18 protein-coding genes are annotated in these 20,780 nt (G+C 39.4%); 7 read left to right on the plus strand and 11 right to left on the minus strand.

Annotated features, from left to right (window positions below):
- Nucleotides 1-2 precede the first annotated feature (2 nt).
- Nucleotides 3-1,316, minus strand: coding sequence for an ABC transporter substrate-binding protein (locus B6F02_RS08220; RefSeq protein ID WP_080146872.1), 1,314 nt, complete (start codon nt 1,314-1,316; stop codon nt 3-5).
- 522 nt (nt 1,317-1,838) lie between these two features.
- Between B6F02_RS08220 and B6F02_RS08225 the strand changes: the two genes are divergently transcribed.
- Together B6F02_RS08225 and B6F02_RS08230 are read left to right on the plus strand one after the other, a co-directional pair.
- Entirely contained in the window at nt 1,839-2,618 is a 780-nt protein-coding gene (locus tag B6F02_RS08225; RefSeq protein ID WP_080146873.1) for a GNAT family N-acetyltransferase, read from the plus strand.
- The gene (locus B6F02_RS08230; protein ID WP_080146874.1) at nt 2,611-3,648 is read left to right on the plus strand and encodes a GNAT family N-acetyltransferase; all 1,038 of its coding nucleotides are present in this window, start codon (nt 2,611-2,613) and stop codon (nt 3,646-3,648) included. Before B6F02_RS08225 ends, B6F02_RS08230 begins: the two co-directional genes overlap by 8 nt.
- Before the next feature lie 56 nt (nt 3,649-3,704).
- On the opposite strand, the gene B6F02_RS08235 is transcribed toward B6F02_RS08230, so the two are convergent.
- Nucleotides 3,705-5,402, minus strand: coding sequence for a M3 family oligoendopeptidase (locus tag B6F02_RS08235; protein WP_080146875.1), 1,698 nt, complete (start codon nt 5,400-5,402; stop codon nt 3,705-3,707).
- A gap of 257 nt (nt 5,403-5,659) precedes the next feature.
- Here B6F02_RS08235 and B6F02_RS08240 point away from each other — a divergent pair, with 257 nt between their 5' ends.
- The 3 genes from B6F02_RS08240 to rpoN all read left to right on the plus strand — a co-directional run bounded on the left by B6F02_RS08240 (nt 5,660) and on the right by rpoN (nt 9,047).
- Nucleotides 5,660-7,123, plus strand: a complete 1,464-nt coding sequence (locus tag B6F02_RS08240) for a PTS transporter subunit EIIC (protein WP_080146876.1) — start codon at nt 5,660-5,662, stop codon at nt 7,121-7,123.
- Nucleotides 7,124-7,354: 231 nt separating this feature from the next.
- The gene (locus B6F02_RS08245; RefSeq protein ID WP_179128551.1) at nt 7,355-7,717 is read left to right on the plus strand and encodes a PilZ domain-containing protein; all 363 of its coding nucleotides are present in this window, start codon (nt 7,355-7,357) and stop codon (nt 7,715-7,717) included.
- 49 nt (nt 7,718-7,766) lie between these two features.
- The gene (rpoN, locus tag B6F02_RS08250; RefSeq protein ID WP_179128552.1) at nt 7,767-9,047 is read left to right on the plus strand and encodes an RNA polymerase factor sigma-54; all 1,281 of its coding nucleotides are present in this window, start codon (nt 7,767-7,769) and stop codon (nt 9,045-9,047) included.
- A gap of 61 nt (nt 9,048-9,108) precedes the next feature.
- On the opposite strand, the gene B6F02_RS08255 is transcribed toward rpoN, so the two are convergent.
- The 5 genes from B6F02_RS08255 to B6F02_RS08275 all read right to left on the minus strand — a co-directional run bounded on the left by B6F02_RS08255 (nt 9,109) and on the right by B6F02_RS08275 (nt 15,640).
- A complete protein-coding gene (locus tag B6F02_RS08255) occupies nt 9,109-10,050 on the minus strand; it encodes a PTS system mannose/fructose/sorbose family transporter subunit IID (RefSeq protein ID WP_080146879.1) in 942 nt (313 codons plus the stop codon).
- Between the two features lie 18 nt (nt 10,051-10,068).
- Nucleotides 10,069-10,866: a PTS mannose/fructose/sorbose transporter subunit IIC gene (locus B6F02_RS08260; RefSeq protein WP_080146880.1), complete on the minus strand. Its 798-nt coding sequence runs from the start codon at nt 10,864-10,866 to the stop codon at nt 10,069-10,071.
- 18 nt (nt 10,867-10,884) lie between these two features.
- Nucleotides 10,885-11,865: a mannose/fructose/sorbose PTS transporter subunit IIA gene (locus B6F02_RS08265; RefSeq protein WP_080146881.1), complete on the minus strand. Its 981-nt coding sequence runs from the start codon at nt 11,863-11,865 to the stop codon at nt 10,885-10,887.
- Between the two features lie 158 nt (nt 11,866-12,023).
- On the minus strand, nt 12,024-12,509 hold the full coding sequence (locus B6F02_RS08270) for a PTS system mannose/fructose/N-acetylgalactosamine-transporter subunit IIB (RefSeq protein WP_080147412.1): 486 nt from the start codon (nt 12,507-12,509) through the stop codon (nt 12,024-12,026).
- Nucleotides 12,510-12,772: 263 nt separating this feature from the next.
- Entirely contained in the window at nt 12,773-15,640 is a 2,868-nt protein-coding gene (locus B6F02_RS08275; RefSeq protein WP_080146882.1) for a sigma 54-interacting transcriptional regulator, read from the minus strand.
- Between the two features lie 929 nt (nt 15,641-16,569).
- Between B6F02_RS08275 and B6F02_RS08280 the strand changes: the two genes are divergently transcribed.
- Both B6F02_RS08280 and B6F02_RS08285 read left to right on the plus strand, forming a co-directional pair.
- Nucleotides 16,570-16,773, plus strand: a complete 204-nt coding sequence (locus B6F02_RS08280; RefSeq protein ID WP_080146883.1) for a helix-turn-helix transcriptional regulator — start codon at nt 16,570-16,572, stop codon at nt 16,771-16,773.
- Nucleotides 16,774-17,184, plus strand: coding sequence for a hypothetical protein (locus tag B6F02_RS08285; RefSeq protein WP_080146884.1), 411 nt, complete (start codon nt 16,774-16,776; stop codon nt 17,182-17,184).
- A gap of 57 nt (nt 17,185-17,241) precedes the next feature.
- Here B6F02_RS08285 and B6F02_RS08290 read toward each other — a convergent pair whose 3' ends face one another.
- The 4 genes from B6F02_RS08290 to B6F02_RS08305 all read right to left on the minus strand — a co-directional run bounded on the left by B6F02_RS08290 (nt 17,242) and on the right by B6F02_RS08305 (nt 20,771).
- Nucleotides 17,242-18,645: a cryptochrome/photolyase family protein gene (locus B6F02_RS08290; RefSeq protein WP_080146885.1), complete on the minus strand. Its 1,404-nt coding sequence runs from the start codon at nt 18,643-18,645 to the stop codon at nt 17,242-17,244.
- Nucleotides 18,646-18,801: 156 nt separating this feature from the next.
- Nucleotides 18,802-19,266 (minus strand): glutathione peroxidase, encoded by a 465-nt coding sequence (locus B6F02_RS08295; protein ID WP_080146886.1) that lies wholly within the window; start codon nt 19,264-19,266, stop codon nt 18,802-18,804.
- 26 nt (nt 19,267-19,292) lie between these two features.
- Nucleotides 19,293-20,165, minus strand: coding sequence for a VOC family protein (locus B6F02_RS08300; protein WP_080146887.1), 873 nt, complete (start codon nt 20,163-20,165; stop codon nt 19,293-19,295).
- Nucleotides 20,166-20,270: 105 nt separating this feature from the next.
- Nucleotides 20,271-20,771 (minus strand): glycosyl-4,4'-diaponeurosporenoate acyltransferase CrtO family protein, encoded by a 501-nt coding sequence (locus tag B6F02_RS08305; RefSeq protein ID WP_080146888.1) that lies wholly within the window; start codon nt 20,769-20,771, stop codon nt 20,271-20,273.
- Nucleotides 20,772-20,780 lie beyond the last annotated feature (9 nt).

The raw sequence follows: 20,780 nt of genomic DNA on the forward strand, positions 1-20,780 counted from the left end.
AATCACCGCATTTCTGTAAAAGCTCTCGCTGTATTTTCTTCGAATTCTTCCCATGTCTGATCACCATTCAGATATTTCTGGAATTCAGGGTACAGTACTTGCTGGAACCAGCCGTCTGGATATTGCTTATGAGTCATGGCTCCCGTTTCACCATCTAAAAGCGATTGATACAAATCACTGGAAACTGGATCAGAAATATCCGCAGGATCATACCCTTCTTGTGCAGGAACAAAAGCAAGATCTCCAGTGATCATCTCTTTACCTTCTTCAGAAGTATACATCCAGTCCAAGAAGTTTTTCGCTTCTTCAACGACAGCTTCATCTAAATTTTTATTAATCCCCACGTAGAATGGTGCTCCGGCAATAATCTTGCCTTCTGTATCATTTTCTCCGTACACAGGCAGCATCCCTAGTTTTTCTTGAGCAAACGCAGGATCAATCTCATTCAATGTCGGAACGATCCAAATCCCCTGATGTACCATTGCTACCTGATCATTAACAAACAGTTCTTCTACCGACCGGCTGTAGTCAACGGTTAAAATCGGTTGAACATTATACTGATTGAATAAGTCAGTATATTTCTTCATCTGATCTCCGTATTCCCACTCCAGCTCTTGTGCTTCATAAGACTCTATGATACTTTCATTAAATTCCGGACTGGTAAAGTTAGCAGAAAATTGATTGACAATATAGTTTTCTCCGCCGCTGAAAGCAAAGACTTCTTCAATGCCCAGTTCTTCTTTCTGACTATCCAGTGTCTCTACCGCGGATACAAAATCCTCATAAGATTGAATGGAGTCAGGATCAACACCTGCTGCTTCAAAAATCTCTTTATTATACATCCATCCGAAACCCTCGATATTAAGCGGCACCCCTAAAGGCGTTCCTTCAATAGTTCCACCTTCCAGCATGCCATCAATGATCGTATCGGTCATTTCCAGTTCTGTCACATCTAATAGTGAATCACTGTATCGCTCGATCTCGGGAAGTCCACCCAACATCATCAGTGCGGGTTCATTTCCAGAAGCAAAACGAGCCTGCAGTCCTGCAGAACCTTCACCGCTCCCAACCGTCGTGATCGTAACTTCTGTATTCCCGCCAGTTTCCTCACTGTACATATCTGCTAATTCTTCCAATTGAGTGGTAATCTCAGGCTTCTGGTTGAAAAAGTCAATGGTGACCACATCCCCATTAACACCGCTTTCAGGATTTTCATCAGAAGAAGGTCCTGAAGTAGTACCACCTGTTCCGCAGGCTGCTAATACGATCGGCACCGCAAATAAGGGGATCAATAATGTACTGTATTTTCTTTCCATTAAACTCACTCCTCCATATTTAGTAGGTTCTTATAGTGGAATAAATGTACGATTATGAAGCGTATTCTGTATATTTATTCTGATAAGAAGTTTTTTATATTCTCATATTAGCATAATGAAGTAAAAAAGCTGTACTGATTACACTTGCAAATTTGTAAACCACTTCGATGACTATAATAAATGCTTATGTATCTTGTTTTCACTTTCTTAATGTAATATGGACATAAGGATGATTCACTGATAATCCTATTGTAAAATGTCGTTAATTCAGTAAATTGTCCAGCAAATTATAACTTTAGTTATCTTACCTATCTACTTAATGAACGTTTTCTCATTTTATAAGGTATACTGACTGAAACTTGAGTAAACAAGCATTCTGATTTATGATTATCCAGATTGACCGCCGACAGGATTGCATAGTTTTCAGTGAATACAGTATACTGATAGAAGTTCTTACAATGTTTCAAACTGTTATTGAAAATAGATATTAAAAGTAAGCCATAGAAAGCAGGTAAACAGCTTATGAACGAATTCAACTTACTGCATACGCACAGTACAATGATCGATGAGAATGAATTTTTTGAACAGTTCTTTAACGAAAACTTACCAGAGAGATATGATTCCAATTTTTTCCGGCTGAAGTATCAGCCGACAATCGCGGAGTTTGAATTAATTGAGCAAATGCAGCTGGTTTACCACCTAGATGCTGGATTGAAGCATTTGAAGTTTTACTGGCCGCCAAATAAAGGATTCACTCCTGAGATTGTTTCTTATTTTGAACAAGAAGGATATCAAATTGAAATGCTTGAACTCTATTCGATAGAGCCCGCTCAATTTAAAGCCGGAAAAACAGATTCAGAAATTACCATAGAACCATTAAGTGCACAAATTCTGAAAGATTTCTATCAAGTGAATGAACCGGCTGACCGCTTGCATGGACAGGAATTTGTAAATCTCAAACGCAGAATGTATGCAGCTATGGTTGATGATCCTGCTATCGTTCCTTATATTGCCTTTATTGATGGTACAGCCGTCGGGACGGTGACCGCTATTGTTGGAGATAAGACTGTAGAAATCGATGACCTGTTGACTAGTGAAAATTATCGTCATCAAGGCGTCGCTACTGCCCTGCAAAAACAAGTGATGCAGCTGGCTGAATCACAGCAGAAGCGTGTGATCTTAGTTGCCGATGGAGATGATACGCCAAGAGAGATGTATCTGAAACAAAATTATATGTTCATCGGATATCAGCTTGGTGCTCTGAAGATATTACCTGATCAGGAGGAAGTTTTTAATGAATAAGCAGATCAGACCCCTAGCGAAAGAAGATTTTTCTTTATATCAAACAATGGAAACTGGACTCCAAGAAGACTATATGCTGCGTCTGTTTCCAGGGCTAACTAGCGGAGAAAATCGATTATATGGTTTATTTATTGACGAGCAGCTTGTCAGCACAGCGGGCTATACTGTTTTTGCTCATCACTATATTATGCTGGGACGGTTGCGCAGTGATAAACGGTTTAGAGGAAACAACTATGGAACGGAAATCTTACAGTATGCTAAAGACCAGGCACTGCAATTACAGGATGTATCCTTTGTCGGCGCCAACACTGAAGCACATAACCATTCAGCTCAGAAAGTCCTTGCAAAAATTGGTCTGCCGCATGTTATTACCTTATTTGCTGCACAAACAACTAATTTGTCTTCTTTAGTCAGTTCAAAGGCAGCATCCTGGTCTAAAATCGAAAATATCGGACGTAAACTGGAATGGTTGAAGCGGACTTATTTAAATGAAGACTTTCCTGAAACAATTTTCCCATTTGAAGCTTACTATCCTTTTCCAGCTTCAGAGGATTTATTCAAAGAAGAAACTGTTCGAAACTGGCAGTTTTATGAAAATGCTTCTCAAACCCGCTATCTGATCTTATGGGAGGAAGACAAAGGAGATCATTATCTGCATATCACCTATCCGTGGAGCGACTTCATGGAACAAGAGGGTTTTTGGACGACAGTTGCTTCAGTTTATGAAGGCATCCAAAGAGATCAGCCTGAAACCATTCTCTGGATCGATCTGACTCGGGAAGAAGCAGCGCTTTTACCAGCTGACCATCCGTTTGAGCTGCCTTCTCCGTGGATGCTGCATGGTGTCCATCCTGATAAACCAGCAGAACGTCCGGATGAACCTGATGTTGGTGAAACACTTGATAAGGCGTTTGAAAGTCTTGAATTTTTGGAACAAGAAATTCAAGACTTAGAGCAAGAACTGAATGAGACCATTCAAAAAACCGATACATTAAAACAGACATTAGATGAACTGGATACTGATTCATAAAAAAGAGTGTACGCTCCGCTTTCCAGACATGGGAAATAGAGGTACACTCTTTTATTTTATAATGTTGTATCGTCTACTTTATCTAACTCTTCTTCAATCGTTTTAACGACACCGCTTAATGAACCCTCTTCAAATGGCGAACGCAGATGTGCTGTTTTGATGATTTCCAGGAAGCTTTGAGTACCGCCTACACGACAAATTTCCAGATAGTCTGCCCAAGCTTGGTCATCTTTGTCAATCAGTGCGCGTTTCCAGAATTGCAGTGCACAAATCTGTGCCAGTGTATAATCAATGTAATAAAACGGCGTTCCAAAAATGTGACCTTGACGGAACCAGAATGTTCCTTTTTCTAAAAAGTCATTATCTGAAAAATCTCTTTCTGGAAGATATTGTTTTTCCAGCTTGCGCCAAGTCGATTTGCGTTCTTCCGGTGTCATTTCCGGATGCTCATAAACTTCATGCTGGAAGTGATCCACCAGCACACCATATGGCAAGAATCTCAATGCGCTGCTTAGATGATCAAATTTATACTTTTCAGTTTGTTCTTTAAAGAACAGTTCCATCCATGGATAAGTGAAGAACTCCATACTCATAGAGTGGATTTCGCAACTCTCAAATGTCGGCAGGACAATTTCCGGTTGTTTGATCCATCGAGACGAAAACACTTGGAAAGCATGCCCTGCTTCATGCGTCAATACATCAATATCGCCTGCTGTTCCGTTGAAATTCGCAAAGATAAATGGAGAATCAAAGTTTGGTATATACGTACAGTACCCTCCACCCGCTTTCCCTTCTTTTGACAACAGATCCACCAGCTCTTTATCAAACATAAAGTCGATAAATTCACCGGTTTCTGAAGATAATTCGTGGTACATTTTTCTTCCTTGTTTAATAATATAATCAGGATCCCCTTGAGGAACTGGATTGCCATCTAGAAACTGAAGCGGAGTATCGTAGTGTTTCATGTTTTGTATCCCAATACGGTTGGATTGTTTTGCCGCTAGTTTAGTCGTCACAGGCACAACGTATTCCAGAACTTGTTTACGGTACACGTCTACCATTTCACGGTTATAATCATACCGTTTCATTCTAATATAGCCTAGTTCAACAAAGTCTTTGAAGCCCAGCTTTTTAGCAATCTCGTTTCGGGTTTTTACTAACTGATCGTAAATATCATCAAATCTGGATTCATTTTCTTCAAAAAAGCTCCACTGTGCATCGGAAGCAGAACGACGAACAGTACGGTCCGTGTCTTGCAGGTAAGGTCCAAACTGTGCAAGCGTCAGTTTCTTTTCATCATACTCGATTTCTGCAGAAGCAATAAGTTTCTGATAGTCACTACTCAATTGATTCTCTTTCTGAAGCAACTCAATGACTGATTTATCAAATGACTGTAATTCATACTGCATATTCTGGATATACGTTTTAGGAAAATATTGTTCGATTGTCTCATAGTAAGGCGAGTCCACTACTGCACGGTAAAAGTCCGTATCGATTTCTTGATACAATGGAAGATGTTCATTCCAGTATTGATCCTCTGCTTCGTAAAAAGTATCTTTTGTATTAATGGAATGGCGAATGGAAGCCAGTGTCATCATCGTTTCCAATGAAGACATTTGTTCTGACATCTCATTGATTGAATCGATTGCAGACTCCGCTTGATCAGCAGACTGAATCTGTTTTATAATCTCTGCTGCTTTTGATTTATAAGCATCGAAGTCCGGTCTTTCATAAGTATACTCTTGAAATTTCATTTATAGCGCTCCCCTGTGAAATGTTTAAGTACTGATGAATGTAGTATATCATAGCTGAGCAGTTGACACCGCCTTATATTATTCAGTTAAAAGAAGGATTACTTTAGAATCTTTTGTAATCGCCTATTTTACTTTTGAAATAAAATTTCATTTTAAATAACCTAATATTGAAAATGTTTTTTATTGATTTCCTTTTATAATGTGATAGGATAAAGATGTAGCGAACTTACATAAACTTTACAATAGGAGGAAGCAGTATGGCAAAGCAGAATGAACAGCAAATTGCTAAAGAGATTTACGAACAGATCGGCGGTACCCGCAACGTGAATACTCTGATCAATTGTATGACTCGAGTCAGGATAGACTTAAAAGACCCTAGCCTTGTGAATGATGAAAGCGTTAAACAAATCAATGGGGTATTAGGAACCGTTGAGGAAGATACTTATCAGATCATTTTAGGTCCTGGACTAGCGGCTAAAGTGGCAAATGAGATGGGCTCGATCGCAGACTTATCTGTAGAAGAAGAAGGTTCTCCTTCTGAAGATCAGGCACTTTTCTCTAAAGATACAGATCATTTAGACCAACTGACGGCTCAGAACAAGGCAGCACAAAGAGAAAAACATAACCCACAATCACCATTGAAAAAAATCTTGCGCTCGATCGCAAGTATCTTCATTCCGTTGATTCCTGCGTTTGTAGGTGCTGGAATTATTGGAGGTATAGCTTCGATTTTTACCAACTTACTGACGGCCGGCACTATTTCGGGCGTTGGGTTTGAATATCTCGTATCAATCGCTGGATTGATCCAAGGGGCCTTATTCGGATTCTTAAATATTTACGTCGGGATCAATGCAGCAAAAGTATTTAAAGCGACTGAAGGACTCGGTGGAATTATCGGCGGGATCGTTTACTTGACTTCAATCAGTGAAGAACTGCCATTACCCAACATTTTCACAGGCGAGCCACTTACTGCTAACCAAGGCGGAATCATCGGTGTCATCTTTGCCGTTTGGATCTTGTCTCTTGTAGAACACTGGCTGCGTAAATTCATCCCGAATTCAATCGATATTATCGTAACGCCTACGATCACTTTAATCGTCGTTGGATTAGCGACCATCTTCTTGATTATGCCGTTAGCTGGATTTATTTCAACCAATCTTGTCGGATTTATCTCATGGATTCTTGGTGTCGGCGGTGCCATAGCAGGATTTGTACTCGGCTCTCTTTTCTTGCCAATGGTCATGTTCGGACTGCACCAGATCTTAACGCCGGTTCATGTAACCATGATCGAACAGACTGGCGCAACTCAACTATTGCCGATCCTTGCGATGGCTGGAGCTGGACAAGTCGGAGCCGCTTTGGCGTTATGGGTAAAAGCTCGTAAAAATAAACAACTGGTCACGATGATCAAAGGGGCTTTGCCGGTTGGTATTTTAGGAATTGGTGAACCATTGATTTATGCCGTTACCTTACCGTTAGGCAGACCTTTTATCACTGCCTGTATCGGCGGCGGAATCGGCGGCGCTGTGATCGGATTATTTGGCGGAGTCGGTGCCAGTGCTATTGGACCAAGCGGCGTAGCTCTTATTCCTTTAATTGTTGACAATTTATGGTGGGCATACATTTTAGGTTTACTTGCTGCATATGCTGGCGGATTTATCGCTACTTACTTCTTCGGCGTACCAAAAGAAGCGTTAGAGCCTTCTTCCGTATCTCTTTAAAATCATTTTTATCCTCTCTATTCTATTTAAACTAGAATAGAGAGGATTTTTTGCATATTATTTTTTTTTACATTGATTTTTCATAACCGTTTTTATGTTAAACTAGAGTAGCGAAATTACATAGACTATCTGGTTATTATGAGATATCTAGCCCTACATATGCTATGCGGTAAAAGACAAAACCTCTTTAAAAAGCGGTCTTGGATTAAGTGTGAGAGGATGCAAAACGATATGATCAATAAAAGAAGGCTTTTCAGAGTTAAAATAAAAGGGTTTGAAAAAGCCACTATGGTTTATAATGATAACTATAAAAACATGTTTACCATTATTTTAGTCAATATCAGCGGAAGCGGCCTGTCGTTTATGAGCAAAAAGAAGTTTCCGGTATCTCAAAATAAGAAATTCTCATTTATATTCGAATTGGAGGGGGAAGAATTTCACTTGAAAGGTTTCATTATCCGAAAAGCCCCTAGAGAAAATGATAAGTTCATTGAATATGGTGTGAAATTTACTTCATTGACAACAAAACAAGAATCAGAACTCATCAGTATCCTTAATAAGTATCAAAGTAAACACTATAAACTAAAGATATAAAAGGGTTAACAGCAACTTATATGGAATGGCAATAGAAAGGAACAATCAAATGGGATTGAATCAACATCTCGATTTATCTCAAAAGCAGCAGCTGCACCCTATGCTGCTGCAGCGTATAAAAATGCTCTCGTTTAATCAGGAAGAGTTGAAGGAATTTTTTAACGCAAAAATTCTTGAAAACCCTTTTATTGATATAAGTATTCCCTTTAACGGGACTGAGCAGCAGAATACAGATCAGGATCTTTCTTGGATTCCAGACACCAAGATCAGTTTGCGAGATCATTTGATCGAACAAGTTTTTATGACCTACCGAGACAATATGATTAGAGAAATGATTTTCTTTTGGATCAATCAATTAGATCAAAAGGGCTATGTAAAGAAGACTTTAGAAGAAGCCAGTCAGGAAACGCAGATTGAAGAAACCGTCTTGTTGGATGCTTTGGTTTTACTGCAGCAACTTGAACCTGCAGGAGTCGCTGCTCGTTCACTTCAGGAGTGTTTGATGCTTCAGACAGAACGAGATGACACTGCCCCCCGAACTGCTTATATTATTCTGGAAGATTCTTTTGATGCATTTGTGCAGCACAAGTGGAAAGAGATTTCGCGAAAATATGATATCTCTCTGGTAGAAGTACAAGCCGTAGCTGACTATATCAAAAAACTAGATCCCTTACCTGGACAACAATTTCAACCAGTTGTGGATCTTTCTATCCGCCCTGACTTGATCGTAACATTGGCAAACGAAGAACTGGTGATCAAAGAGGCAAAGCAATATACTCCAATTCTTACATTTGATACTGAATATGTCCTGGAACTGAAAAGTCATCAGGACAAAGAAGTGACTAGTTATGTAGAGAAAAAACAACAGGAGTACAAGACCTTGCAATCCAATCTTCAACAAAGGCAGGAAACCATCTTGCTTGTTGGGACAGCAATTATTCGCAAACAGAAAGCCTTCTTTTTTGATCAGCAAAATTCTCTAGTTCCCTTACAACTGAGCGAACTAGCAGCAGAATTAGATCTGCACGAATCAACGATCAGTCGTGCGATCAACGGAAAATATATTCAGACAGATTCCGGTATCTATGAATTCAAATTCTTTTTATCCAGAAAACTAGCACAAGAAGATGACAGTGATATCTCAACCCATTCTATTCAGCAGAAAATTCTCCAACTAGTGGAAAAGGAAGATAAGCAGAAACCATTATCCGATCAGAAAATCGTTGACTTGCTGCAAGCCGAAAAAATAGAATTATCTAGAAGAACCGTTGCAAAATACCGGAAACAGCTGAATATCCCTTCTTCTTCTAAGCGAAAACGATTCGAATAAAAAAGCTGTACGCCCTATTAAAAAAGGTCGTACAGCTTTTTAGAGTTTCTATTAATATAGATTATGCAAAGATTTTTAAAACAAATCCTAAAATACCAATGACAAATAGTCCAAAGATAATAGTGATAGGGCTGACTTTCTTACGAAGCAACCACACACACGCTAGCGTCAACAGCAATGGTCCAATACCAGGAAGCAGTGTGTCTAAAGTGTTTTGCAGTGTCGTAACTTCTACAGGTGAAGTACTTACCCCATTTTGGATGTCTTGAACGACCCCTTGTAAAAAGTCGCCAGTCAGTGCTCCTTCATTCGCCATTTGAGCGATTCCGTCAAAGTCAATGTATTCGCCTTCTTGCAGATTTACACTACTTAGCGGCAAGGCAAAATTCATTGTCGTCCATCTTGGAACCAGAATCCCCATGATAAACATCCCTAAAACAGAAGCGCCTTGTGTTAATTTTTGCATCAACCCGCCACTTAAGTTTTCTGTAATGTTACCACCTTGTACATACCCTAATTCTTGTGTATACCATAGGAACGCCATACGAATAAGATTCCAAACCAGGAAGAAAATGATTGGTCCTAACCAATTTTCTCCTAATGCTAGGGAAGCAGCAAAAGCTCCTAATACAGGTCTTACCGTTGCCCAGAAAATAGGATCTCCTACTCCTGCAAGAGGACCCATCATACCAATTTTTACCCCTTGAATCGCAGCATTATCGATCTCTTTACCAGCAGCTCTCTCTTCTTCAAGCGTTAATGTAACACCTAAAATCGGAGATGCCAAGTAAGGATGTGTATTAAAGAATTCTAAGTGGCGTTTCAGCCCTTGAGCACGATCTTCTTTAGAAGAATATAGTTTTCTCAATGCGGGAATCATTGCATATGCCCAGCCAATATTCTGCATACGTTCAAAGTTCCATGAAGCTTGCAGGAATTGACTTCTCCATGCCACGTTCAAACGGTCTCTTTTTGATAATTTATACTTTTTGTTTTCAGCCATGTTTTACAACGCTCCTTTTTAATAATCGTTCAAGATGTCGTCTAATGGATCTCCGCCGCCGGAGTTGCCTCCACCGCCGCCGCCTTGATTAAACTCCGGTGCAAACTGGATGTAAAGAAGTGCTAACACAACTCCAATAATCCCCATTGCGATAAGGTTTAACTCTGAAACAGCTGCTAGAGCAAATCCAAGTGCGAAAAATAACCATAGTTTCGGTGTTGCCATCATGTTGATAACCATTGCATACCCTACAGCTACGATAAATCCACCACCGACAGCTAAACCGCCAGTCAACCAAGCTGGAATGGCATTTAAAGCGTCTGTAACGTACTCAGCTGGAACTGATAAAATCAATGCAGCTGGAATAGCAATACGCAACCCTTGAAGAACTAGTGAGCCTAGATGATAAAACTCAACTGCTCTAAAAGAACCTTCTGTTGCTTTTTGGTCTGCAGCATGTGCAGCCGCAACAGTGATTGTACGAACAAAAATAGTTAATACTTGACCAGCGATAGCTAATGGGATGGCTAAAGCAATACCATCAGTAACAGATGCGCCACGCATAGTTACTAAAATAGCTGAAGCGATTGAAGCCAAAGCAGCATCCGGTGCAACAGCTGCTCCAATATTCATCCAACCTAAAGCGATCAATTGCAGTGATCCTCCTAATAATAATCCTTCTGTCGGATTACCTGTAGCTAAGCCTACTAGTGAACAAGCTACGATAGGTTGGTGGAACTGAAATTCATCCAGAATCCCTTCTACCCCAGCAATAAATGCGATTAATAATACTAAAATAATAGAAATAAATTCCATAATTTACTGCCTCCTCAATTATACTGATCTTGTCAGTTTTGATTTTCTTAATAATTCTTCCATGTTTTTGCGTTGATCCGCTGGAACTTTACGGACATCAAATTTTACACCGTAAGATTTCAGTTTTTCAAATGCATCTACATCTTTTTGATCTACAGAAAGTACATTGTTGATCATTACTTTTCCTTCTGAGTGAGCCATCGATCCAACGTTAACTTCTTCAAGCTCTACGCCGCCTTCTACGACTCGTAACACATCAGTAGGGTTTTCAAACAATAGTAAAGCTTTCGTTTTACCAAATCTTGGGTCATTCCAGATTTCGATCATTTTATCAATCGGAATAACATTTGCTTTTACCCCTGGAGGTGCAGCTTGTGTAATCAGAGATTTTCTTAACTCATCTTTAGAAACTTCATCTGAAACAACAATGATTCGAGTTGGATTCACATCTTTTGACCAAGCTGTTGCTACTTGTCCGTGTAATAGTCTTGAATCGACTCGTGCAAGTCCGATCTTGATCTTGCCATCTCCAACTACCGTTCCTTCTGGTAATGGCTGGTTTGGTTCTTCGCCATTTGAAGCACTTTCTGCAACAGCCGGTTGCAACTCTTCCGGTCTTACTTTAACACTGTCTTGCGCAACACTGATAATCGCCGCTGCAATATCCTGTGCTTTTTCCATTGAAAATCTAGATGTGTAAGCTTCGATGACCATTGGCAAATTCATGCCGGCAACGATCGCCCATTTGTCTTTATGTTCTTCAAACAATGTGTTGGCTTGATTGAACGGAGTACCGCCCCATAAGTCAACTAAGAACAAAATTTCGTCTGTGTCAAAAGAAGCAATGGCTTCTTCCATTTTTCTGCGGATATCATCTGGTCCTTCACTTGGCATCAGTGTAACAGCTGCAACATTTTCCTGTTCGCCGATGATCATAGATCCTGACTGTAATATCCCTTCAGCAAACTTTCCATGGCTTGCTAGAATAATTCCTACCATTGAGTTCCCTCCTACTAATAACGATTGGCAGTATCGTTATTTCAGTTTTTACGCAGTCGCTGAATATGAGAACGACTGCTGATTGATCGTTTGAACACAAAAGGTTCGATACTATACTCTTTTCTTATCCAGATAAATCAGATTCAGAAACTATCCACTTACTCCGCTTTTTTCAGAACTTCTGTCAGACTGATTCTACGGTCGCTGGGGACTTTCCGGATTTCCAGTTCAATCTCCTGCGATGCTAAATAGTTGAATGCCTTGATATCCTCCTCATCGACTGAGATGAAGTTCGTGATCATCTTCTTGCCTTCTGAGAATTTCATTCCGCCGATATTGACGGTATCGATTTTAATACCTGCTTTGACCAGTCGGGCTACATCACATGGGTTTGTAAATAAGAGCATGACTTTTACATTACTTAATAAAGTGTGATCCGAGATCTGAAGCAGTTTATCAACAGTCAGGACATTCGTTTTGACTTCCGGCGGTGCAGCCTGCATGAGCAGAAATTTTCGCAGATCACTATTTGCAACTTCATCACTCACAACCAGTATTCTGCTGATTCCAGTAATTTTCGTCCAAGTAGTGGCTACTTGACCATGCACCAGCCGATCATCGATTCGGGCTAATCTTATATCCATCATCTAAAATCCTCCAGTATCGATATTTCGGCATTCTCCTCTCTTTTTTTACCTAGACAAGAACTTTGCTGAACGCTAGATGATATTGACTCATATTCAATACTGCATCTGGCAAGCAAAGGAGTAAAAAGACGTGCTCACTTATATATAAGCAAAAAGCGTGCCAACTTTTTCAGTGTATAAAGACTGTTGTACCGGCAAAAAAAGAAGATACACTATAACAACACACTAATCAGTGTCTTATACAGTGTATCTAGAGTGTTTTATTCTTCTTCCAGCAATTCATCTAAAGCTGTAGATTTTTCTGAGAGGCTGTTGTTCTCTAAATAATGGTATAAATAAAAGTATTCCGTTAAGGGAATCGTAATATTGACTTGCTCTTCAAGCTGCCGTACACGGTCCTTAACAAGCTGATAATCAGGATGATGCTTGATTTCTTCCAGATCTCCCTCGACCGTTAATGTGTCTTTCAGAATTGACCGTTCAACGACACCAGCGGCATGCATAATAAAGTTGATATGAAAAGCAAAGGTATTATCCTCTATTTGAGACAATTCATAAAACGATTCTGCAAAAGCCCACAGTGGATCGATCAACTTAACTGGATTTAAAAATGTATAACTTTCTTCTATAAAAGTTTGGCATAATTTTTTTGCTTTCTCTTCATCCAATTCTGCAGTAATAAACTGTTCGGTGTTCTTATTGCTCAATTCATTTAATATCACTTCGACATCTTGTTCAATAAACTGTTCCAACGGTATAAACGGCGCATCGATTCTTGGATTTAAGATACCTGTTGAAGCAATGATAGAATAGTCTTTCAATAATTGTTCTTTCTTTGTTTTGATTTCTGCAACTGAACAAGCAATCACCGTAAGATCAAACCCGATATTCTGATCAATGGCTTTCTCTACCAGTTCTTTTATCCGCTGCGCTGTTCCCTCACCGCTGGCACAAATCGCAAGGATGGCTTGCTTTTTATTTTTTTGTACAGATAGTTCAAACCTCGGCGCTTGCACTGTGTCGACATATCCTCGAAATTTCTTCAGCGAGTCATACAAAGCATTCAAATCCGTATCGACCAATGAAGCTTTTCTGACTGCTTCAAGTACAACTGCCGTAGTTACCATATCAATGGTTTTCACAGCGATTCCTGTTTCTTCAATAATCGTTTGTTCAAAGGTAGATAAAGACCCCATGTCCACCAGTAATAAGACGCCGTTTCCTTCATCCACTTCAATGACCGCTTGTTTGATCCGTTCATAAGCTGTTTGTGGAGGCATATCGAGCGGCATGTCAATGGCTTTCAGTTTATCAATATCCAGCAGATCTTCTACTACATTGGTCATACTGCTTGCAGTAGACTGTCCGTGCGTTGCGACGACTACCCCTACTTTTCCGTTTCCTTCTACATCACGCAAGGAAACGAGCAGAACCGTTAAATAATACACTTCATTATTCGGGATCCTCACATTCAGTTCATCAGATATAATCGTGCGAATTTCTTCAGAAACGGCATATTCTTCTGGGAAATCAATGGCCATTTCCTTAATATTGTGATTAATATTCCGCTCTTCACCAAGATAAATCTTTTTAAGAAACGAACTGATATGAAGACTCATTGCATAGATAAAATTCTGCTGGAATTCTGCGCCGAGCCTGTCAATGACTAAATCATATAGTCGTCTTGTTAATTGGATGACCTCTGCGTTAACAAATTCTGCCAGCTTAGACTCTGTATTAAAAGAAAATCCATGATTACGGTAATAGGATTTCAAGTGAACGTTAATATCGGTTGAGATATAATGATTAATGGATTCTTGATCTAATCCTTCTGCTTTTAATAAGGCTGCTTTATCACCTATGATATCGTATAAGTTATACGGCAGTTCATAAGCGTCTGTTTTCATTTTTACAAAAGACTCATTTGGCGAGACTGTAATTTCAGGTTCAAGATATTTAGAGAGTTCCATTTGTCCTTTGCGATCAGCCGACAATTGAATCAATCCGGATTTTATACCGTCCGGCAAATCATTGACCGTTAAGTTGACTTCGTCTTTGTGCATTTGATGCATAAATCCTCTTGCACATACAAGTTGGATATTCGACTTCAGCTGACCGACATTCCCGTAGCCGACACTAGCAATCAGCGCTTTCGCTACGTCTTCTGTCAAACTGATTTTTCTCTGAATCCGATTCGCTTCGATTCCTGTCATCAGCTTCACTAGGTCCAACTGTTCATTTGCCGGCCGTTGTTTAAAGGAAGGAAGCTGAATATTGATCGGTATCCGTCTCATGAATGTATCCAGCAGTGCAGATCCTGGATCTTCAGTGGTAGCTCCTACAATTCTGACTTCAGAAACTCTTGTCTTTCCTGTTTCACCCATTCGGTTATAGGTCCCATGGTCCATAAAGTAAAAAATCATTTCCTGACCTTCGGGCGGCAGACGATGAATTTCATCCAGAAAAAGCATACTGCCATCCGCTTGCTGTATCAGCCCTTCTCGATCTGCAACAGCACCTGTAAAAGCCCCTTTTGAGTATCCGAACAAATGACTCATCAACAGTTCTGGATTGTGAGCATAATCCGCACAGTTGAAGACGACTAGTTCTTTTTTGGAGTCAATCAGTCCATTCGACTGAGAGAATCGAAACATGGCATGCGCAAAGAAGGACTTTCCGGAGCCGGTCGGTCCAGTAATTAGTGTATTTAATCCTTTAGGCGGATATAAGACAGCTGCTTTAGCCTGCTCAACGGCGTTTTTCATACTCCCGTTCGCCCCTATTGTCGTCTGAAAGATGTTTTCGTCTGTTGAAAATGACATATTAGGATTTTTTGGTTGCACCGGCGCCTTTTCAGGACGGGTTTCCTTATAACTGGATACATACTTAGTCAAAGGCTTATGTCGCATCAATTTGATATCAATATATTTTACGGGACGACCGTCCAACTTATAAAGCTTGCCTTCTCTGACCAGCATATTTAAGTCTTTGGATACATTACTTCTTTGAATATCCAGATTCTCAGAGATGTCTTTTGTTGTGACCCCTTCTCGAAGTTCTAATTCCCTTTTGGTATATCCCTGTGTTTCTTTCAACACATACTGATAAATCCGTTCTTTTCGTTTCACTCTGATAGCCCCTTTCTTATTCACTGCAGTTGTGAAGTGATTCACCGTAAGTATACACTAGAAGATACACAAATAAAACACACTAAGAACAATCAATAGAAAAACCTTCTATCAACTCTTCTTAGTGTGTCTATTTTGAAAATAAGAGTGCAGTGAGAAGGGAAGGACACTCCTTTCCTTCTCAACTATCACCCGGTAAGGGATACCCGTAATGAAACATGAACGGCAGTTGTACATCAGTCCATTCATGCGGCCGGTTCTTTACACGCTCTCCCTAAATAATCACAGCCAAACAAACATAAACTAAGGTTAGCGTCTCTGTCCTGTTTTGCAGCTGCTGAAAGAGAGCTGCGAATATTTGCAGTTCCTTTTCAAATTAATAAACAGGAGAAGAAGGAGAGAATGCATTAATAGGATGTTTCTCCTCCTGCTTATTACTCTTAAACTATAAAACAAATTTGTGAAAAAGTCAACAATTATTTAGTGATTTTATGAACTTATTCAATTCACTTATAGTATTATTATAATCCACCTATAAATCACTATACACAACATTCATAGTGAACCAATCACAATAATTTTGTTAATGATTGTTTGAATATGATTAAAATTAAAAATGTGCTCAGTGAGCTACCCATAAAACCGTTATAGCAACTAGTTTAACGCTTCTAACTAGTCACTAACAGATCAGATCCGTCAGAAAATAATAATTTGAACATTTGAGCTGAACCTGAGAACTAAAAAAGTTAATACAATAGTCATTATTAACCGTAATCTGAAGATAAAGAATTGAAAATATCATTAAATCCAAGATTCTATCTTTTAATCCCTCTAACTATTTTGTAAAGGAAACTTGACATGCTAAATATGATTTGTTAGTGTATTTGTAAAGTTACCTTTACATAAAACAAAACCATAGGAGGACTGCTGTGAAAAATCGTCTTGAGTCATTACGCAAGTCACAAAATATTACACAAGCAGAGTTGGCTAAAACGCTGGCTGTCTCAAGACAGACAGTAAGCTCGATCGAAAATGGCCGGTATAATCCTTCTTTGGATCTAGCCTTTAAGTTAGCTCGGTGCTTCAATTGTACAGTAGAAGATATTTTTATTTTTGAGGAGGAAATGATTTAAATGAAGAAACTATTTCATTCGATTTTTAGTGAACGTTCCATCTTTTTAACGATCGGAGGGCTGCTGGTCATTATAGGAATAGGACTTTTTCTGACCGACTTATTCGAACTATGGACTGTATTCCGTGTATTCGGCAGCGGAATTATCCTGCTCGTCTTTGGTGGATTCGAGCGAACGGCCCTACACTTTCTGGAAAAATCAGCTGATCAGCATATGTACGACGAACGCTATCATTATCAAATGATGCAAGCCGATGCCAAGATGCGGCCCTTTGCCACCAGAGGTATCCCGCTGATCATTATTCTTTTTTTAATTCTCGATGTTTCTGTCATTCCCATTATCATTTTATTTGTCTATTTAGCAATCGGGCAAATCTACTATATCCAGAATGTCAGCAAGTATACCGTTTGATTGCACTATAAAAAGAACCTTTGTACAGACAATAAGCTGTGCAAAGGTTCTTTTTGTTTAGGCATCCTTGCTTTCTTCAAATATTGAAATAGCTCGTTTACGAGCATAGGAGTGGTTGACGATCGGTGCAGGATAATCACTGCCGATCAGCACGCCCGCTTCTTCTTGTTCTTCCGTGCTCATTTTTTCAGGAGCATGAATATATTTCTTTTTGACATCTTTTAATTCCGGAATATATTTACGAATAAACTCACCAGAAGGATCAAATCTTTCGGCTTGGGTCGTCGGATTGAAGACTCTGAAGTAAGGTACAGCATCCGTCCCCGTTGAAGCAGCCCACTGCCAGCCGCCGATATTATTGGCAGCATCATAATCTATCAGCATTTTCTGGAAATATTTTTCTCCTAAGCGCCAGTCAGTCAGCAAGTCTTTAGTTAAAAAGGAAGCAGTAATCATCCGCAGCCGATTATGCATCCAGCCCGTTTTGTTCATCTGTCTCATGGCAGCATCGACAATTGGATAACCGGTCTTGCCTTGTTTCCATTTCTCAAAGCTCTCTTGATGATTATCCCAGCGTATGTGTGCATAATTTTCTTTGATTGCCTTTTCTTTTTGTTCTGGATGTCCAACATAGATCATATGATAGAAGTCTCGCCAGCATAGTTCTTTTAAGAAAGTTTTTTGACTTTCTGAATCTGCTTCATTTTTTACAGCATCCCAGACTGTTCGGATACTGATCTCTCCTGTTCTCAAATATGAAGATAATCGACTGGTCCCCTCATTCAGCGGTATATCTCTTTCCTTTTTATACTGATCCAATCGTTCTTCAATAAACTTTTCCAGCTGCTCGTGCGCAGCAATTGTACCAGGATTGTAGTCGATATCCAAGTCAGCTTCTTCTACCAGTTTTTCTAATTTATTTTCATTCTCTTTAAATAAAGTCTTTTTATAGACTTTATCCGTATCCAGCTTTACCTTCATTGGAGTCGGTTTATCCAGTTCGATCCACTTGTTATAGTATGGTGTAAAAACTTTATAAAGCTCTCCAGAGTTGTTCTGGATTTCATAGGCACTATGAAGATAATGGTCCATATAAGAATGAACTTGGATATCATTCTTTTTGAAAAAAGCTCTCATCTTGTCATCTCGAGCTTTTCCATACCCTTTTTCGTCCTGGTTAAAGTAGACTTCTGCCCAGTCTGGAATTTTTTCTTTTAAAGCGTTAAAACTCTCTTCGACATCACCATACAGAATCTGCAAATGCATGCCTCTTTTATGTATCACTTCTTTGAAATGCTGTACACTTGCAAAAAAAGCCGCATGATTCATACTATCTTTCAAAAACTGATCCGGATTAACTTGAAACAGCAGAATCAATTTTTCTGATTGTTCAAACGCTTGTGATAAGGCAATATTATCCTCTAAGCGTAAATCTCTTCGAAACCACATTACAGATACCATATCATTTCCCTTTCAAACTTGTTCTCTTTCAAAAATAGCATATTCGGTCATAAAAAATACACTCATATGATTTCAATCGTTATTTTAAAAAAAACCGTTAAACAGGTGCCAAAGATACTTGACGCCTGTTTAACGGACCAAAAGTTCACATACTTATTAAAGCAGTTTTTCTAAATCTTTTGAAATCTTAGAAGGATTCGTTGTCGGTGCATAATGCTTCACCGGTTCTCCCTCAGCATTCACTAAAAACTTTGTAAAGTTCCATTTAATTAAACCCGATCGGGTTTCTTTTTTCAAATACTGGTACAGCGGATGTGTCTCTTCACCATTTACATTGATCTTACCAAATAAAGGAAAGGAAACATCATAGTTCACTTGACATAATTCAGCAATTTCTCCTCCTTCGAGCGGTTCCTGGTTCATAAATTGATTGCAAGGGAAGCCCAGAACAACGAAGCCGCGATCTTTATAGGTCTCATAAAGTTCTTCCAAATCTTTGAACTGAGGCGCCAACCCGCATTTGCTGGCTGTATTAACGATCAATACTGGACGACCAGCATAATTTGAAAGCTCCACTTCTTTACCGTCTAAATCGTTTACTGTATAAGCTGTGATTGACATCTTGAACTTCCTTTCTATCGATTATTTCATTCAGATTCCATAGTCAATAGGACAACAGATATACCGCTGGGATCTTTGAAATGAATAGATCCATCAGCCTTTTCTGAAACCAAAACGTTATACTGATCGAGTTGATTTTTGACCTTTGATTGTGCTGCCGAAGATTCTATTAGAATCGTATATGCGTCAAGACCTAAGTCTTCAGCAACGGGTTCAGGAAGATCACGCCCAAGCCATATGTTCGTTCCTATATGGTGATGATATCCATCTGCTGCAAAAAATCTGGCTTGATCGCCAAAACGATCCTTCAAGTCAAATCCTAAGACCGTTGTATAGAACTGTTCTGTTTTCTCTAAATCTGAAACCGATAAATGAATATGTCCGATTCTGGTCCCTGCTGGAAAGCTCTCATTTGGCTGTGCAGATCTGCTGGCTAGTACTCCTTCAGCATCCATTTCAACTGTAATACCTGCAATTCTGCCGTCAGGTCTAATATCCCATTTTTCGCGAGGTTTATCTCTATAAATTTCGATGCCGTTGCCTTCAGGATCTTCCAAGTATAACGCCTCACTATACCCGTGATCAGAAGCTCCGAGGATAGGAAGCTTTTTAGATAATAAAGTATACAATACATCTCCTAGTGACTGTCGGTCAGGAAGTAAAAAAGCGGTATGAAATAGACCAGCTGTTTTGCGAGGTATATTTGGTTTGGGAACTTTTTTCAACACCAATAGCGTTGTATTTGAGGCTTGAACACCAAGCCGCACAGTCTTTTCAGATTTTTCAAGCATTTCTAGTCCCAGCAACTGATAAAAAGTACTGAGTTTTTCTAAATCAGAAACCTTCAATGTAACAGTTCCTATCATTGTTGAATCTGGTATACGATTACTTACTTCCATTAATAGACTCCTTACATCTGTTTTTTTTACTCATCAAATTTACTTTATTTGCTTTGTTTGTTTATTTGTTCTACTAAGTATACTCCAAAAAAGCATTGTGTAAAATCAAAGTCGTTTTCTTTTTTCCTTTGTTCGCCGAATCCTTTCCAATCTGGGACGATTATATCGCTGGATCAGAATGAAGGGTATATTGGCTATACACCCATACAGGACATTTATCCAAGCCGCCCAATTTGGATTCCATAAAAAGAAGATGGGAGAAATCAGAAGAATACCCCAGTGCGTTAACTCAGCTCTTTTTGTTTCCAGTGAGAACTCTGCTATGTCGCTTTTCTGATGAGAAGGAAGATGCTGCTTTTCATACCCTAGATTAAACAATGCAGCTCCATCAGGTACCCTGTCTTTCCAGCTTTTAACTGCAAAGATTCGGTCCCATACTTCCCCTTCTTTTTCCCATCTGTAGGTTTTAAACACCACAGCAAATCGACTTTGTCTACTGAAAATATATTTAGAGACATGCAGAAGACTGATCGAAATAGAAAAATGAATGATGCACCACGCACCAATGTTGATCAGTAACAACCCTAAAAGTTGATAAACTCTCACCGTATGTCC

Source organism: Marinilactibacillus piezotolerans (genome assembly GCF_900169305.1).
Lineage (GTDB): Bacteria > Bacillota > Bacilli > Lactobacillales > Carnobacteriaceae_A > Marinilactibacillus > Marinilactibacillus piezotolerans_A.

Coding starts and splice junctions, on each gene's coding strand:
- B6F02_RS08240 (WP_080146876.1), top strand. CDS start 5,660: ATGGCAAAGCAGAATGAACAGCAAATTGCTAAAGAGATTTACGAACAG.
- B6F02_RS08225 (WP_080146873.1), top strand. CDS start 1,839: ATGAACGAATTCAACTTACTGCATACGCACAGTACAATGATCGATGAG.
- B6F02_RS08290 (WP_080146885.1), bottom strand. CDS start 18,645: ATGGTATCTGTAATGTGGTTTCGAAGAGATTTACGCTTAGAGGATAAT.
- B6F02_RS08270 (WP_080147412.1), bottom strand. CDS start 12,509: ATGGATATAAGATTAGCCCGAATCGATGATCGGCTGGTGCATGGTCAA.
- B6F02_RS08265 (WP_080146881.1), bottom strand. CDS start 11,865: ATGGTAGGAATTATTCTAGCAAGCCATGGAAAGTTTGCTGAAGGGATA.
- B6F02_RS08295 (WP_080146886.1), bottom strand. CDS start 19,266: ATGTCAATCACAGCTTATACAGTAAACGATTTAGACGGTAAAGAAGTG.
- B6F02_RS08245 (WP_179128551.1), top strand. CDS start 7,355: ATGATCAATAAAAGAAGGCTTTTCAGAGTTAAAATAAAAGGGTTTGAA.
- B6F02_RS08260 (WP_080146880.1), bottom strand. CDS start 10,866: ATGGAATTTATTTCTATTATTTTAGTATTATTAATCGCATTTATTGCT.
- B6F02_RS08230 (WP_080146874.1), top strand. CDS start 2,611: ATGAATAAGCAGATCAGACCCCTAGCGAAAGAAGATTTTTCTTTATAT.
- B6F02_RS08220 (WP_080146872.1), bottom strand. CDS start 1,316: ATGGAAAGAAAATACAGTACATTATTGATCCCCTTATTTGCGGTGCCG.
- B6F02_RS08300 (WP_080146887.1), bottom strand. CDS start 20,165: ATGGAAGTAAGTAATCGTATACCAGATTCAACAATGATAGGAACTGTT.
- B6F02_RS08255 (WP_080146879.1), bottom strand. CDS start 10,050: ATGGCTGAAAACAAAAAGTATAAATTATCAAAAAGAGACCGTTTGAAC.
- rpoN (WP_179128552.1), top strand. CDS start 7,767: ATGGGATTGAATCAACATCTCGATTTATCTCAAAAGCAGCAGCTGCAC.
- B6F02_RS08235 (WP_080146875.1), bottom strand. CDS start 5,402: ATGAAATTTCAAGAGTATACTTATGAAAGACCGGACTTCGATGCTTAT.
- B6F02_RS08285 (WP_080146884.1), top strand. CDS start 16,774: ATGAAGAAACTATTTCATTCGATTTTTAGTGAACGTTCCATCTTTTTA.